This is a genomic window from Methylosinus sp. R-45379, assembly GCF_001644125.1.
Taxonomy (GTDB): Bacteria; Pseudomonadota; Alphaproteobacteria; order Rhizobiales; family Beijerinckiaceae; genus Methylosinus.
In genome coordinates this window covers 1-14,814 of the sequence record NZ_LUUM01000279.1, presented here as the reverse complement: position 1 = coordinate 14,814, position 14,814 = coordinate 1, and the positions used below count along the sequence as shown (strand labels likewise).

General features: G+C 63.0%; 13 protein-coding genes. 5 read left to right on the top strand and 8 right to left on the bottom strand.

The features are described from left to right. The first annotated feature begins 37 nt into the window (after nt 1-37). A complete protein-coding gene (locus A1351_RS18945; RefSeq protein WP_064033692.1) occupies nt 38-1,024 on the top strand; it encodes a lipopolysaccharide assembly protein LapB in 987 nt (328 codons plus the stop codon). 21 nt (nt 1,025-1,045) lie between these two features. On the opposite strand, the gene A1351_RS18940 is transcribed toward A1351_RS18945, so the two are convergent. Both A1351_RS18940 and zigA read right to left on the bottom strand, forming a co-directional pair. Beyond that, nucleotides 1,046-1,651, bottom strand: coding sequence for a DUF1826 domain-containing protein (locus A1351_RS18940; RefSeq protein ID WP_064033691.1), 606 nt, complete (start codon nt 1,649-1,651; stop codon nt 1,046-1,048). After that, nucleotides 1,641-2,867: a zinc metallochaperone GTPase ZigA gene (zigA, locus tag A1351_RS18935; protein WP_024879898.1), complete on the bottom strand. Its 1,227-nt coding sequence runs from the start codon at nt 2,865-2,867 to the stop codon at nt 1,641-1,643. The genes A1351_RS18940 and zigA overlap by 11 nt, the downstream gene beginning before the upstream one ends. Before the next feature lie 163 nt (nt 2,868-3,030). Here zigA and A1351_RS18930 point away from each other — a divergent pair, with 163 nt between their 5' ends. Next, a complete protein-coding gene (locus tag A1351_RS18930) occupies nt 3,031-3,558 on the top strand; it encodes a hypothetical protein (RefSeq protein ID WP_064033690.1) in 528 nt (175 codons plus the stop codon). Between the two features lie 229 nt (nt 3,559-3,787). On the opposite strand, the gene A1351_RS18925 is transcribed toward A1351_RS18930, so the two are convergent. Continuing rightward, the gene (locus tag A1351_RS18925; protein ID WP_064033689.1) at nt 3,788-4,294 is read right to left on the bottom strand and encodes a peroxiredoxin; all 507 of its coding nucleotides are present in this window, start codon (nt 4,292-4,294) and stop codon (nt 3,788-3,790) included. A gap of 139 nt (nt 4,295-4,433) precedes the next feature. On the opposite strand from A1351_RS18925, the gene A1351_RS18920 reads away from it, so the two are divergent. Further along, nucleotides 4,434-7,970 carry a DUF3971 domain-containing protein gene (locus tag A1351_RS18920; RefSeq protein ID WP_245267300.1) on the top strand — a complete coding sequence of 1,179 codons (3,537 nt, stop codon included), beginning with the start codon at nt 4,434-4,436 and terminating at the stop codon, nt 7,968-7,970. A 280-nt stretch (nt 7,971-8,250) separates the two neighbouring features. On the opposite strand, the gene A1351_RS18915 is transcribed toward A1351_RS18920, so the two are convergent. Both A1351_RS18915 and A1351_RS18910 read right to left on the bottom strand, forming a co-directional pair. Further along, a complete protein-coding gene (locus A1351_RS18915) occupies nt 8,251-8,487 on the bottom strand; it encodes a hypothetical protein (RefSeq protein ID WP_024879902.1) in 237 nt (78 codons plus the stop codon). A 32-nt stretch (nt 8,488-8,519) separates the two neighbouring features. Beyond that, a complete protein-coding gene (locus tag A1351_RS18910; protein ID WP_245267302.1) occupies nt 8,520-10,961 on the bottom strand; it encodes a TonB-dependent receptor in 2,442 nt (813 codons plus the stop codon). A gap of 583 nt (nt 10,962-11,544) precedes the next feature. Here A1351_RS18910 and A1351_RS18905 point away from each other — a divergent pair. Further along, nucleotides 11,545-11,832, top strand: coding sequence for a hypothetical protein (locus tag A1351_RS18905; RefSeq protein WP_134188055.1), 288 nt, complete (start codon nt 11,545-11,547; stop codon nt 11,830-11,832). 128 nt (nt 11,833-11,960) lie between these two features. Here A1351_RS18905 and tyrS read toward each other — a convergent pair whose 3' ends face one another. Beyond that, on the bottom strand, nt 11,961-13,238 hold the full coding sequence (gene tyrS / locus A1351_RS18900) for a tyrosine--tRNA ligase (protein ID WP_064033688.1): 1,278 nt from the start codon (nt 13,236-13,238) through the stop codon (nt 11,961-11,963). Nucleotides 13,239-13,424: 186 nt separating this feature from the next. On the opposite strand from tyrS, the gene A1351_RS18895 reads away from it, so the two are divergent. Then, entirely contained in the window at nt 13,425-14,159 is a 735-nt protein-coding gene (locus A1351_RS18895; RefSeq protein ID WP_036308821.1) for a hypothetical protein, read from the top strand. Here A1351_RS18895 and A1351_RS24905 read toward each other — a convergent pair. Further along, on the bottom strand, nt 14,135-14,473 hold the full coding sequence (locus tag A1351_RS24905; RefSeq protein ID WP_157096378.1) for a hypothetical protein: 339 nt from the start codon (nt 14,471-14,473) through the stop codon (nt 14,135-14,137). The genes A1351_RS18895 and A1351_RS24905 overlap by 25 nt on opposite strands. Before the next feature lie 11 nt (nt 14,474-14,484). Then, a partial coding sequence (locus A1351_RS18890) for a DUF2076 family protein (RefSeq protein ID WP_157096377.1) occupies nt 14,485-14,814 on the bottom strand: 330 nt, incomplete at its 5' end.

Genomic DNA, 14,814 nt, shown 5'->3' with positions numbered 1-14,814 from the left:
ATAGTGAAATAGTCAACTATACGGAGCCCTCGGCCACATGGCGCCCCTCGCTTTCGCCTCCACCTCGTTTCAGTCTCCGCTTCGGCTCGCTCTGGCGGCGGCATTTTCCCTCGTCTGCGTCGCGGCCGAGGCCAAGGGCGACGCCTGGGCGTCCTGCCGCGCCGCCGATCCGGACAAGCGCATAGAGGGTTGCGGCGAGGTCATCGCCCGTGGCGACAAGGAGACCAAGCCGAACCGCGTGGCGGCCTATGTCAATCGCGGCGGCGCCTTTCACGCCAAGGGCGATTTCGACCGCGCGCTCGCCGATTACGACAAGGCGCTGGAGATCGATCCGGCCTCTTCCGTCGCTCTCGCCGATCGCGCCGCCGCCTATCGCGCCAAAGGCGATTTCGACCACGCTATCGCCGATTACGACAAGCTCGTCGCCGCGCAGCCCAAGGCGGCGGCCTATCTCGGCCGTGGAGGCGCCTATCAGAGCAAAGGCGATCTCGACAAAGCCATCGCCGATTACGACAAGGCGCTGGAGCTGGACAAGAAATCCGCCGCTGCTCTGGCCAATCGCGGCCGCGCCTGGCGCGCCAAAGGCGATCTCGACCGCGCGCTCGCCGATTTCGACGCGGCGATCAAGCTCGAGCCAAAATCCGCGCAGGCCTATCTCAATCGCGCCGCGCTCTATCAGGGCAAGGGCGATCTCGACCATGCGTTGGCCGATTACGACAAGGCGATCGCCAGCGACGGCAAGCTCGCCATCGCCTACAATAATCGCGGGCTGACGCTGCACGCCAAGGGTGAGTTCGACCGCGCCGTCGTCGATTTCGGCAAGGCCGTCGGGCTCGATCCCAAATATGCGCGCGCCTATCTCAATCGCGCCAACGCCTATCGCGGCAAGCGCGAGCTCGATCGCGCCAAGTCCGACCTCGAGCAGGCGCTGGCGCTCGATCCCAATCTCGCCTCGGCGAAGAAGGGGCTGGACGAGGTGACGAAGCAGCTCGCCGCCCGCGCCGCGGCTGCGCCAGCGCAATAATCCCGCGATGCGCTCGCGCCGTCAGCGCGACGGCGAGGGCGCTTCGTCTATGGCGAGGAAGAGGCGCTCGACTCCCGTTCCGGCGATCGGCGGCGATCGATGCGGAAGGGCGCGGAGGTCGGCGCTCGCCGCTTTTTCTCCGCGCATAATCGCGACCCAGCCGCGTTCGAGCTGCCGAATCGAATTCTCCGCGAGCGGATCGGCTTCCGGTCCCGGCGCGATCCATTGCGTGCCCGGGCCGCAATAGGTGGTCACGAGACGAAAGCGTACGAAATCGACATGGAACAGCCGACAGGCGTCGTCGTCGATCGTCTCCAGCCTGACTCGCAATTCGCCTGCCCGGGTCGCCTCGCGATAGAGGCGCGCGAGGCGCATGACGTCCTTCGCCAACCATTCGGCGAGCCACTTCGGCGCGAGGGCCGCCTCGTCGAGAGCGTCGAGGAGCGCGCGCGGCAGCGTCTCCTCGGCGCCGGTCACGCGCAACCGTAGAGGCCGCGCGAGACTCATCGCATCCAGCGTCTTCGCGATCCGCGGCTCCAGCGCGCGCGGCAACAGGCAGATGGAGCGGGATTGCATCAGTCGGCGAGCGGAGCTGGACGGCGGCGCGGCCGCCTCGTCACGCAGCATCGGCGCTCTCCCAAGCGGGGAAGGGATCGACGAGCGAGCGATAGGCGGAGGCGTCGAAGCGCTTCGGCTTTTGCGGCCCGACGAGGCAGGCGTCGAGCGCGGCGCGAATCGCGGCCTCGTCCATGCCGATTCCGATGAAGACGAGCTCTTGCCGGCGATCGCCCCAGACCTCGTCCCAATTGCGCTCGAAATGGCGCTTCCAATCGGGATGATCGGGCCAATGCTGCTTCGGCACAGCGATCCACCAATAGCCCATGGCCGTCACGCGGGCGATCGCGCCGGCGATCGAGAATTCGCCGACCCATTTCGGCCGGGTGGCGAGCCAGAAATGCCCTTTGGCGCGCACCAGTCCCGGCCAGGTCGCATTGATGAAAGCGTTGAATTTTTCCGGGTGGAACGGACGCCGCGCCCGATAGACGAAGCTTTCTATTCCATATTGTTCCGACTCCGGCACATGCTCTTCCGGGCTGTAGAGCGCCTTGTGCCATAGCGGATGGCGCTCCGCCTTTTCCTCGTCGAAGAGGCCGGTGTCGAGAATGGCGTCCATCGGCGCCGCGCCGAAATCGGTCTCGACGATGCGCGCGTCGGCGTTCAGCGACTTCACCACTTTGCGCACCAGCGCCAGCCGCTCCTCCGACACCGCCGAGGCCTTGTTGAGGACGATGACGTCGGCGAATTCGATCTGCTCGACGAGGAGGTCGACGAGGGTGCGATCGTCGTCCTCGCCGGCGACCTCGCCGCGGTCGCGCAGAAAGTCGTTCGAGCCATAGTCCTGCAGCAGGCTGGCCGCGTCGACGACGGTGACCATCGTGTCGAGCCGCGCGAGATCGGAGAGGCTGGCGCCATTCTCGTCGCGAAAGGAGAAGGTGCTGGCGACCGGCAGCGGCTCGGCGATGCCCGTGCTCTCGATCAGCAGATAATCGAAGCGGCCTTCCTCGCCGAGGCGCCGCACTTCCGCGAGCAGATCGTCGCGCAAGGTGCAGCAGATGCAGCCATTGGTCATTTCGACGAGCTTCTCGTCGGTGCGCGACAGCTCTGCGCCGCCGTCGCGGATGAGGTCGGCGTCGATATTCACCTCGCTCATATCGTTCACGATGACGGCGACGCGCCGGCCCTCGCGATTATTGAGAACATGATTGAGCAGCGTCGTCTTTCCGGCCCCGAGAAAGCCGGAGAGGACGGTGACGGGGAGGCGAGGGTCGGGAGTCTGGGCCATGGCGCGCCATATGTTATGTTATAACATGTATAGGCGTAGCCGAGCGGGATAGCGGCGTCAAGCGAAGGCGAGGGTGGGCCGTGGATTCGCTCAAGTTTGATCTATGCGCACCCATCGATGCATGTTATATAGATATATTAACATGTGATAGCAGGAGATTTGCATGGAAAGTAAGCTCCTTGACATGTTTGACGAGGGATACCGAGAAGCCGGCATATCTCCTTCCGTTCGCGCCGAGGCTTTCGACGATTTCCTGACGATGAAGTCGATTGCCGCAAAGCGGACATGGACCTTCGGGAATGGTCTGGGCGCGAATGCCGGCGCCGTTTGCATGGGAGGCCATTCCAAGGAGCTGGTTCGCAATTTGTGCGTCCGCATCGACGCCCTCACCCTCGCGCAACTCGATGCAGTCACAGACGTGATGGAGTGCTCGAAGCAAGAGTTCGTCTTGGAAGCCGTGTCGAGCGCAATAGCAAAGGCTACGACTAATTTGCGCGCGCAAGGCCTCTCTCAGCCATTGGAGCAATCGCTGCGGACTCAATTAGAGAAAGCCGAGTTGAGCTGCGAATATTCCGACGACGCCAAAGGTGGAGCACTGCGCTATCGTGGCGAAGTTATTCTCAATCGTGATTCTCGAAAGCATGAAAATACGGTCAATGCGGTCAGAAATCTGATCGCGAACGGCGAATAAGTCGCGCCAATTCGCTAGAGCATTATCCGATCCGATCGGATAATGCTCTAGGTATCTCTCTTTTGGAGCGAATTCTGATCGATCGAACGATACCGTTCGATCGGAACGCGCTCTAGCAGGCGTAGTCCGCGTCCTGGCAGAGAGCTGACTACGCTGAACGTTCGAGCCCGGCTCGTCGTGGAAGTCTCGAACCGGCTAGACTTTAGGCGCCAAGTGGTGGGCGAGGGCTCTACTTCCCCTTGGCCGCCGCCAGCACCTCGGCCGCATGGCCGGGCACTTTCACCTTGCGCCATACCTTCTCGATCTTCCCATCCGGGCCGATCAGAAAGGTCGAGCGCTCCACGCCCATATATTTGCGGCCGTACATGCTCTTTTCGACCCAGACGCCATAGGCGGAGAGCATTTCCTTGCTCTCGTCGGAGGCGAGCGGAAAGGTCAGCTCATATTTGGCGCGGAATTTGTCGTGCTTGGCCGGCGAATCGGGCGAGACGCCGACCAGCGCGGTCTTGGCCTTGCCGAAATCGGCCTTCAAAGCGTTGAATTCGATCGCCTCCTTGGTGCAGCCGGAGGTGTCGTCCTTGGGGTAGAAGTAGAGCACCAGCTTCTTGCCGGAAAAGCCGGAAAGAGAGAGGGTCTCGCCGCCGGCGCCGGGCAGCTCGAAAGAGGGGGCGGCGTCGCCTTCGCGCAAGCCTGTGGATTTCTTCGCCTCGGTCACTGCGCCTTCCTTTCGTCTCATCCGCCGTTACAATCGGCAGCATGCAGAGGATGGCGCGCTCCGCAAGGGATTCTGGTGAAAATCCCCAGTTGCGCGCCATTCGAGTTGTGATCTTCTCGCCGCCGTGCAGATTCGGCGCCGGCGCGCGCGGAGCGGCGCGGTGGAACCGAAGGGCTGGCGCTTGACGCAGAGGATAGACGAAGGTCCGGCGGTCGGAGCGCGGGCGCCGCGCTTTTTATTGGGATTTTTCCAGCGCGGCTCCACCGCAGTCCGGCTGCGCGGCTTTTGCGTGGTGCGTTGCCTTTCCATCTTGGCGGTGACGGCGCTGCTCGTCATCGTGCTCACTGTCGGCGCTTTTTTCGCCGCGCTCGCCCGCGGTCCCATCGCCTCCGACTGGCTCGCTCCCAAGATCGTCGAGGCGCTCGACGATCTCTATGTGCATCGCTACCAATTCGGGATCAGCTCGGTCGCGATCGCCAGCACGGATCACGGCCTCACCTTCACCGTGAACGGCCTCGCCGTGAAGAGCGGCGAGCGCACGATCCTCGCCGCGCCGCGCGCGCAATTGTCGGTGGACCCACGGGCGCTGCTCATCGGCCGGCTGACGCCGCGCCGGCTCGACGTTCTGGACCTGGAGCTGAGGCTGGAGTTGCTGCCCGACGGCGTGGTGGCGATTTCCGCGCCGGGCGCCGATCCGGTCGCCATACCGCTCGACGCTCCGTCGCCTGCGGAGCCCGCCGCCGAGGCGCAAGCGGCTCCTGTCATCCCATCGCTGCGGCAGGCGGCCGGCGCCTTGCGCGCGGTGATGAATTTCATCGTCGATCCAGAGAGCCCGGTCGCCGCCATCGACAAGATCGGCGTCTCCAACGCCCGTCTCGTGATCGACGATCGCACGCTGGACAAGACGATCGTCTACGATGATCTGACGCTGAGCTTCGACAAGATCGCCGGCGCGCGGCGACTGCGCCTCGGCGCCACCGGCTCCACCGGCCATGTCGGCGCCGAGGTGGAGGCCAAGGGTGGCCTGGGCGAGCGGCGCACGCTGGACGCGCGCTTGCACAGCCTCTCCATGGAGGAGATCGCGCTGGCGGCGGGGGCGCGCACTCTGCCCTTCGACACAGACGCGCCTCTGTCGCTCGATCTGCATTTCGCGCTGGCGGGCGACGGCCGCGTCGTCGAGGCGAGCGGGAAATTCTCTGTCGGCGAGGGCTTCTTCCGCCTCGAGGAGCCGGACGCCGAGCCTTTCATGCTGCAGGAGCTGTCCATCTCCGGCCGCTGGGACATAGAGCGCCGGCTGCTCGCCATAGAGCCGGTCGAGATCCGCACCAGCGTCGCGCGGCTGAGCTTCAAAGGCGCGCTGACGCCGCCAGCGGAAGGGACCGGCGTTGTCGCGCTCTCCTTCGATCTCGCACGGCCGGGCGCCTTTCTGCCGACGCGCCATGGCGAGGCGCCGCTCGTCGTCGAGAACGCCGGCCTCACCGCGACGCTCGATCTCCTCGCCAAGAAATACAAGGTCGAGCGCGTCTTTCTCGACGGGCCGGAGGTGCACGCCACGGCTTCCCTCGATGTGGATGGCGCGCAGCCGGATGGGACGCATCTCAAATATGCGATCCACGCGACGCAGACGCCGCTCCGCTCCGTGCTTCGCATCTGGCCGACGCAGGTCGCCGCGCCGACGCGCATGTGGATGGACGAGCATATCACCGCCGGCGTCATGCGCAGCGGAACGCTCACGGCCGATCTCGACCAGCAGGCGATGACCGCCGGGCGCTATGAGCGGCCGCCGCCGGACGCCGCGCTGCGCGGCGATTTCGATCTCGACAATGCGACGCTCATCGACGCCGTTCCCGGCTTATGGCCGATCAACGGCATGAACGGCCATATCGCGCTCACCGGCCGCACCGTCTCCTTCGTCGCCACATCAGGCGTGATGGAGAGCGCGCCGGGCCGCAGGCTCGCGATAACGGAAGGCGTGTTTCGCGCGCCCTCGCTCGGCTTCGATCCGGCGCCCGCCTGGATCGAATTGAAGCTCGCCGGTGGCGTGGAGGCGGTCGCCGATATTCTCTCGCTGAAGAGCGTCGCTCCGGCCGCGAGCCTGCCCATGGACGCCAATCAGCTCAAAGGGCAGATCGAGGGCAAGCTGCGCATCGATTTCGAGCTCGGCCTGGCGGCCAAGGAAGAGCATACGCGCATCGCCGTCGACGCCGAGACGAGCAATCTCACCATGGAGCGCTTCATCGGCAAGGAGCGGCTGGAGGGCGCGGCGCTGCGGCTCGTCTCGGATCGCGAGGGGCTGCGCGTCACCGGCGCCGGCCGCGTCTTCGGCGCGCCGGTGACGCTCGATCTGCGCCGCGCCGCCGGCGAGAAGGGGCAGGCGCAGGCGCAATTGTCGCTTTCGCTCGACGACGCCGCGCGCGTGCGCGCAGGCTATGGATTTACCGGCGTCTCCGGCGTCGTCGGCGTGCAGGTGCAGACCAGGCTGCCGATCGAGGATTCCGAGTCGCAATTCGAGATCGATTTCTCGAAAGCCGCGCTCGATCATCCCTTGCCCGGCGTGACCAAGCCGCTGGGCAAGCCGGGCCGCGCCAGCTTCACTCTGGTGAAGCGGCCGGACGGCTCGGCGCTCGAGCAATTGCAGGCGGAGGCGGGGCCGCAGCAGTTTTCCGGCGTTGTGGAGCTCGGCCGCGACGGCGTGCTGCGCTCGGCCAAGCTCTCGCAGGCGAAGCTCTCGCCCGGCGACGATATGCGTCTCGAGGTGACGCGTGGCGGCGATGCGCTGAAGCTCGTCGTGCGCGGCGCCAATATAGATGCGCGTCCGCTGCTGCGTTTTCTCTCGCAGCCGGCGGCCGAGCAGAGCGCCGCCGCGGTCGCCGGCAAGCCGCCCAACTCCGACGATTTCGATCTCGATCTCAAATCGCCGATCGTCACCGGACACGGCAAGCAGATCCTCTCCAATGTCGATCTGCGCTTCGAGCGGCGCGGCGGCAAGCCGCGGCAATTGTCGCTGACCGGCAATTTCGGCCGCGAGCCCTTCGCTGCGACGCTGACGCGCCATCCGAGCGGCGCGCCGCAGATCGATCTTTCGACCAGCGACGGCGGCGCCTTTCTCTCCTTCCTCGATCTCTATCATCGCATGGAGAGCGGCGCGCTGTCGGCGACGCTATTGCTCAATCCGGGCCGTTCCGACGGCACGATGCGCATTCAGGATTTCTATCTGCAGAACGAGCCGGCCATACGTCAGCTCGTCATGCAGGGCGCCGCGCGCACGGATGACAAGGGCGCCGCGCATTTCGATCCCGATTCGGTGAAATTCGCGCGCGTGCAATCCGCCTTCACCTGGGCGAACGGCCGGCTCACAATGCGCGACGCGGTGATGTCGGGGACGGAGATCGGCCTGACGGTGGACGGCTATATCGACTTGGCGCGCGATCGCATCGACGTGTCGGGCTCTTTCGTGCCGGCCTATGGGCTCAATAATCTCGTGTCGAATATTCCGGTCATCGGCTTCATGCTGGCCGGCGGCCAGCATGAGGGCGTCTTCGCGGTGAGCTTTCGCGTGAGCGGCGCCTTCAGCGCGCCGGTGCTGACCGTCAATCCGCTGTCGGTGATCGCGCCCGGCCTATTGCGCAAAGTGTTCGGCGTCATCGACGGCACCGGCACAGGGCGCCTGCCGGAGAGCGCGCCGGCGCCGCGGTAGAGGGCGGCGCAATCGCGGCGTCATCTCGCCCGGCGGCAGATCGGGCCGCCGGGCTCCGTGGCGTCTCGCAGCGTCGCCATCAATGCCGAGGCGCCGCCGCAGGCGAGGAGCAGGAGAAGCGCGAGCCATGCTAGGGCGGCTCGCGCGTGGAAGGGCGGGGCGCGCCACATGCCCGCGCTTAGAGCGCGTTCCGATCGAACGGTATCGTTCGATCGATCAGAATTCGCTCCAAAAGAGAGATACCTAGAGCATTATCCGATCCGATCGGATCGGATAATGCTCAGTGGTGATGGCCGCCGCCACCGCCCGCCGCGCCCTCCGCCTCGTCGTCTGACGGCAGCTGGCCGACGCGCTTGAGAAACGCCGCATGCTGCTCGGGCGTATGGTTGGCATGAATGCCGCCGAGCTTCTTATAGTCCTCGTTGGCGGCGACGGCGGGTTTTGGCGAATTCGTCGAATTGCAGGCGGCGAGCATGAGCGCGCCGCCGATAGCGACGATAGAGAGTGACGCCTTCATCGTTTCTTTTCTCCGGTAATGATTTCGTAGACTCAGAATGTGATCGATGAGGTGACGCCGAATGTGCGCGGCCCCTGCGTCGAAATTCCGACAGTCGTCGGCGCCGAGGAGGCGCCGGGCGACCAGCTCGACCAGGGTCGGTTGTCGAAGAGATTCTTCGACCAGAGGGTGAGGCTGTATTTGCGATCGTCGGTGCGCAGTCCAACGCCGGCGTCCAGCATCACATAGGCTGGTTGCCAATATTGGACCAGCGAGAAGGGGTTCGTATATTGCGCCTTGTTGAACCATGACGCGTTCGAATAAACGAAGCCGGTGACCGGCTGATTGCTCCAGTCGCCGAGGCCCGCGAGCGCATTGCCGAGTCTGTGCTCATAATTGAACCCGCCATTGACCTGCCACCAGGGTATGCCGGTGATCCTCGTACCATTCATCGGAATGGTCGCCGGTCCGCCGGTGATGCCCCAATCCGCGGGCGCCGGTCCATCCTTGTAGTCGATATAGCGGGCCTCGGTATAAGCGCCCGAGGCATTCAGCGTCAGCCCTTCGAAGGGAATCCAGCGCTCAACGAATTCGACGCCGCGCAGGCGCACATGTGGCGCGTTGCCGAGATAGGAGACATTGGCGGTGACGCCGGCGCTGCTCGTCTGCACCTTGGTCTGGGTGATCTGGAAGTCGTAGAGATCGTTCCAATAGAGGTTGACGTTGGAGATCAGCGCGCCGTCGAACCAATTGGTCTTCGCGCCGATCTCATAATCCCATGAGGTTTCGGGCCGGGAGAAGGCCGTCTTGAACCCTTGCGCAACGCCGCCGATGTAGGTCGGCGTGTTTTGCGTGTTCACCGATTGCGGCTTGTCGCCGCGTCCGACCAGGCCATAGATCAGGACGTTCTCATCGACCTGATATTGCGGGTTGAAGACCGCCACGACGCCATTGTGATATTTCGTCTCGCCGCCCGAGTCGGCCCATCCGTAGCCGCCGCCGGCGATGATGGCGGCGTTCTGCTGCCAAACGGTGTAGGGCACGCCGTAATAGAAGTTCGGCCGAAACTTATTCGCGCTATAGCGGATCTCATAGCTGTCGCGCAGACCGATGGTGAGGGCGAGCTTCTCGTCGAAGTGATAGGTTCCCTGGCCATAGGCGGCGAAGGAAATGTCGCCGGTCTTATTGAGCCACCAAGGCGTCAGATCGGGCAGAGCGGCGGCGTTGTTGAGCCATTTCGCCGTGTCGACGCCATATTGGTAATGGTGCATGCGGTCTTCGCCATATTCCAGATAGCCGTAGAGACCGGTCGTCCATTCGAACTCCTGGTCTTTGGGCGAGGACAGCCGCAGCTCCTGCGAGGTCTGCATGAGATAGGTGTCCATGCTGCCCGAGCCGAGACCGAGCTGCAGCAGCTGATTGTCCGAATATCCCAAGTTACGGAACGATCCATAGCCGATCGCGGAAATGGCGGTCAGCATATTGTCGCCGATCTGATAGTTGAACTCGTTCGACAGCATGAAGACATGCGTCGGATCGCGACCGCCGCGCGCGAGATAGGGCGTGTTGGGATCGATCGTCCAAATCGGCTTGCCGAGCTTGTTGATGACATTCTGGAAGAAGGTCGTCGATGGACGCGTTCCATTGACATAGACGAGGCTGGTGTCGCCGATCGTGCCGGTGAGATAGTCATTGTGCTCATTGGACGCGTTGTAGATGAAGCTGAAGCGGTCGCTCCATCCATCGCCGACGCCCAGAAGCTGGAGGTGCAATCCGAGGCGATTGGTGTCCTGATAGGTCGAGCCCGTGGACGGATCCTTGATCCAGCCGTCGCCGCGGTCGAGATAGCCGGCGAAGCGATAGGCGAGGGAGTCTTCGATCAGCGTGCCGGTCGTGTTGATCGTCTGCTTGAAGTGATTGTAGTTGCCGAAGGTGGATTTCACCGTCGTCTTGGGCTCGAAGGACGGCGCCTGCGTATGCAGGATGATCGAGCCGACATTGGTGTTCTTGCCGCCGGCCGTGCCGGTCGGGCCGAGAGCGAGCTCTACCGAGCTCAGATCGATGAGATCGCCCCATTGGAAGCCGGCGAAGCTCCAATAGACGTTATCGACGATATATCCGGTGTCCGACGGAGAGCCAGTGCCGCCGCCCGCTGCGACGCCGACGCCTCTGATTGCATTGCGGGACTGTCTCGGCGTCGAAATGTTCGGACGATAGCCCGGCACGCGGCGCGAAATATCGGTGACGGAATCGATCTGCTGATCCTCGAGGGTGCGCTGCGTCACCACGTTTCCCGCCCGAGGAGTCTTGGTCAGCACCTGCTCCAGCAGCTTCTCGCCGACGGCCTCCGTGCCGCCGGTCACCTGCACATCCTGAATCTGTGCGGAAACGGTCCCCTCACTCTGCGTCGCCGCCGATGGCGCGGGCGCCGCGGTCTGAGCGAGCGCCGCGCCGCCCGAAGCGCTCACCGAGAGCCCCAACAAGATGGACGCCACTGACACGCTCGAAGACAGACGCCTATTCGAATTAGCTTCCCCGACCTCTACCATTCGATCGATCCCTCACCGTTCGACCCGTAATGGTCCCCCCGGACCATGCCGCCTCGCCGCTCCTGATGAGCGGCTGCGTGTAGCGCCTACGAAGTCTCGCTTAGTGTAGGGAAAATACACAGTATGTCTACAAATTTAATGTGATTATGATGTAGCGGTGCGTCTCCATAGATTCTATATCATATTGAAATATATCGAGTTATTGTGAAGCGCAGAATGCGGAAGGGCGCCGATTCCATGGATTTACCCTATAATTCTACACTGCTGTAGCATTTATGGCTACCTTTGCCGGGGTCGGAGAGACGCGCATCTCGGCTCGGCTCCTGCAGGACGAGACGGCGCTTCCTGGTCCGTGGACGCGGAATCGTCGAGGCGCATGCCGCCGACGGCGGCCGCTCTCGAACCGGCCGTGAGACATGTCATCCGCTGTTCAGATTCGTACAGCTAACTTCACGCTCGCGCTCACCATTTCGAGACGGGCGCCGAAGTTCTCATGGAGATAGACGTGAAGCATTCCTGGAAGCGAAATATGGCCGCTCTCGCCCTCGCCATATCGACCGGGCTCGTCGCCGGTTCCGCCAATGCGGCGGGCGCCTGCAACGGCCTCAGCGGCTATTATGGCAATGTCACCGCCATTGTCGTCGGGCAGGACGGCAAGACGGTCAATGTCACGCTCGCCGGCGGCCGGCCCAATGCTTACGGCTCCTGCAGCGGCAATCAGCTCACCGTCAATTTCACTGACGACAAGACGATCAAGGGCGTGTTCGACGGCAAGACGATCAGCTGGGACAATGGGACGAAGTGGACCAAGCAGTGAGCGGCTCGGGCGCGCTTCGCCATTGCCAGTGAACGGCTCGACATGACAACAGCGCCACCGAGCAAGTCTCGGTGGCGATCTCGTCAGGGCGGGAGGACGCCGACGCTCGCCAGCCTCGGCGCTTCGCATCAAGCGCCATCGGCGTCTTCCTTGCGCTCCAGCAGCACATGCTTTTTCTTGCCGAGCGATAATTTGGCGACGCCCTCGACGAAATCCGTCTCGCCGAGCACGGCCTTCTCGTCGCTTACCACGGCGTCGTTCAAGCGCAATCCGCCGGCCTTGATCTGCCGCCGCGCCTCGCCCGTGGAGGCGACGAGACCCGCCTTCACAAAGGCGGTGAGCACGCCGATTCCCGCCGCCACCTCGCTCGCCGTGACAGCGACCTTGGGCAGAGAGAGCGCGAGCGCGCCTTCCTCGAAGGTGCGGCGCGCGGTCTCGGCGGCGAGCTCGGCCGCCTCGCGCCCATGCAGAAGCGCGGTCGCCTCGGTGGCGAGTATCTTCTTCGCCTCGTTGATCTCGGCTCCGCCGAGCGCGGCGAGCTTCTCGATTTCGTCCAGAGGCAGGAATGTGAACAGCTTCAGGAAGCGGACGACGTCCGCATCCTCGGTGTTGCGCCAATATTGCCAATAATCGTAAGGCGCTAGCATGGAAGCGTCGAGCCAGATGGCGCCCGCCGCCGTCTTGCCCATCTTGGCGCCGGAAGAGGTGGTGAGCAGCGGCGCGGTCAGCGCATAGAGCTGATGCGTCCCGAGCCGGCGGCCGAGATCGACGCCCATGACGATATTGCCCCATTGATCGGAACCGCCCATCTGCAGGCTCGCGTCATAGCGCTTGGCGATCTCGACGAAATCATAGGACTGCAGGCACATATAGTTGAATTCGATGAAGGATAGCTCCTGCTCGCGATCGAGCCTCAGCTTCACCGAATCCATCGACAGCATGCGATTGACCGAGAAATGCCGGCCGACATCGCGCAGAAAGTCGATGTAATTGAGCTTGGTCAGCCATTCGGCGTTGTCGAGCAGGATCGCATCGGTCTTGCCCGCGCCGAAGGAGAGGAATTTCGCGAAGGTCTTTTGGATCGCCGCCTTGTTGGAATCGATCGTCTCGATTGAGAGAAGCTTGCGGCTCTCGTCCTTGCCGGAAGGGTCGCCGACGCGCGTGGTGCCGCCGCCGACCAGCGGCAGCGGCTTGCCGCCCGTGCGTTGGAGCCAGGAGAGCAGCATGATCGACAGAAGATTGCCAATATGCAGCGAGGCCGCCGTGCAGTCGAAGCCGACATAGGCGGTGAGCTCGCCGGAGCGCGCCTTTTCATCCAGCCCCGCGAAATCGGAGCATTGATGGACGAAGCCGCGCGCGATGAGCGTCGCGAGGAATTCGGATTTGGGGCGGAATGCGTCGGACATGGGGGCAGGGTGTTACGGGGAAAGGGGACGGGGCGCAAGGGAGGGGCGCCGCTCGGCGACGGCAAGGAAATCGCCCGCCGTCTTTTAGCTGTCGCATAGCCGAAATCGACGATACCGATCGTTGATCGCTGGGCGCGTTCTGGTGTATCGGAGCTAGTTGTCAGCCACTTTCCAAAAGGCGTCTCCATGCATCAGATGCTCATCGATCATAATGACATTGGCTATAGTGAATTGATTGCGCATCTGGTCAAGGCGCGCGCGGCGCGAACCTATTTCGAAATCGGCGTTTGTCATGGACAAAACCTCGCGTCCATATCCTGTGACGTCGCGATCGCCGTCGATCCTTTCTTTCTGATCAACCACAATGTCGCGATGGGAAAAAAGGAGCTCTATCTCTTTCAATATCCGAGCGACTCTTTCTTCGAGCGCGGCATTTTGAAAAATATCGCGCCCAATGGCGTAAACTTTGCCTTTCTCGACGGAATGCATGTTTTCGAATTTCTTCTGCGAGATTTCTATAAGACCGAGCGCCATAGCTGCAAAAACTCGCTTATCGCCCTGCATGACTGTTTGCCGGTGAATGCCGAAATGGCAGAACGGGTCCACAAGCCCGAAGCGAGGCAGGACTTGCCGCATGCCGGGTGGTGGACGGGAGATGTTTGGAAGTTGATCCCTATATTGAAAAAATACAGGCCTGATCTTTCGATCAAGGCAACCAGATCTCCGCCGACAGGCCTGCTTTTCGTGACCAATCTTGATCCGAATTCCGATGTGCTCGAAAAAAACTATCTGCAGATCATTTCGGAGTTCAAAGACATAGAAAACAGCAGCGAGAATATTCGAGCGGCGATCGACCAGGTCGAGTTCATCGATTCGCAGGCGTTGCTGGGGCTGGATCACACGTTGTACTTCAGCTTATAGCGCCCACTGGCGCGGCATTCATCATCCTCTTGGAAAGTTTCCGTTTCTTTGGGGTTGTAGCGAGACAGAAACCGCGCTGTACCGACGTGTCCTTCAGCAGCGCGCCCAGGGTACGCCGCTGTTCTCATTTCAGTATCGCGGCGGTAGAAAATCGGGAGCAGCGCGTCGCCTGTCGGAAGCGGGCGACGCGCGCTATCGCTGGACTTCATCCAGTCATCGCATCCCAATCGGGGATCGCGACCCAGCCGTCGCCCGAAATCGATCGAGATAATAAGACGGCGCGCCTGACAGGCGCGCCGCGCGTCGAATTTCAACTCGGCCCCACTCACACGTCGAAGCCGCCATCCCCGCCGCCGTCGTCGAAGCCGCCGGTATCCGTATCGTAATCGGCGCTCTGCACGTCGGGCGCGCCCGGATCGGGGCTGTCATAGCCGGCGTCGGGGTAGGGCTGGCTATTGCCGCCCTGGTCGCCGTAGTAATTATTGATGATCGTGTCGCCGCCGCCGGCGTTGGCGTGCTCATAGCCCGAGCCTATGCCTAGATTGCTCCCGGCTCCGCCGGCGCCGCCATGGAACAGGCCGCGGATCGAATCGGCGAGCAGCACGCCGCCGGCGACGCCCGCCGCCGCGCCCAGCGCGCCCTTCAGAAAGCCGCC

What these genes read in the sequence shown, in the direction of transcription:
- tyrS (WP_064033688.1), bottom strand. Translation starts at nt 13,238, where the DNA reads ATGTCCGACGCATTCCGCCCCAAATCCGAATTCCTCGCGACGCTCATC.
- A1351_RS18945 (WP_064033692.1), top strand. Translation starts at nt 38, where the DNA reads ATGGCGCCCCTCGCTTTCGCCTCCACCTCGTTTCAGTCTCCGCTTCGG.
- A1351_RS18930 (WP_064033690.1), top strand. Translation starts at nt 3,031, where the DNA reads ATGGAAAGTAAGCTCCTTGACATGTTTGACGAGGGATACCGAGAAGCC.
- A1351_RS18905 (WP_134188055.1), top strand. Translation starts at nt 11,545, where the DNA reads ATGGCCGCTCTCGCCCTCGCCATATCGACCGGGCTCGTCGCCGGTTCC.
- A1351_RS18925 (WP_064033689.1), bottom strand. Translation starts at nt 4,294, where the DNA reads ATGAGACGAAAGGAAGGCGCAGTGACCGAGGCGAAGAAATCCACAGGC.
- zigA (WP_024879898.1), bottom strand. Translation starts at nt 2,867, where the DNA reads ATGGCCCAGACTCCCGACCCTCGCCTCCCCGTCACCGTCCTCTCCGGC.
- A1351_RS18940 (WP_064033691.1), bottom strand. Translation starts at nt 1,651, where the DNA reads ATGCTGCGTGACGAGGCGGCCGCGCCGCCGTCCAGCTCCGCTCGCCGA.
- A1351_RS18895 (WP_036308821.1), top strand. Translation starts at nt 13,425, where the DNA reads ATGCATCAGATGCTCATCGATCATAATGACATTGGCTATAGTGAATTG.
- A1351_RS18915 (WP_024879902.1), bottom strand. Translation starts at nt 8,487, where the DNA reads ATGAAGGCGTCACTCTCTATCGTCGCTATCGGCGGCGCGCTCATGCTC.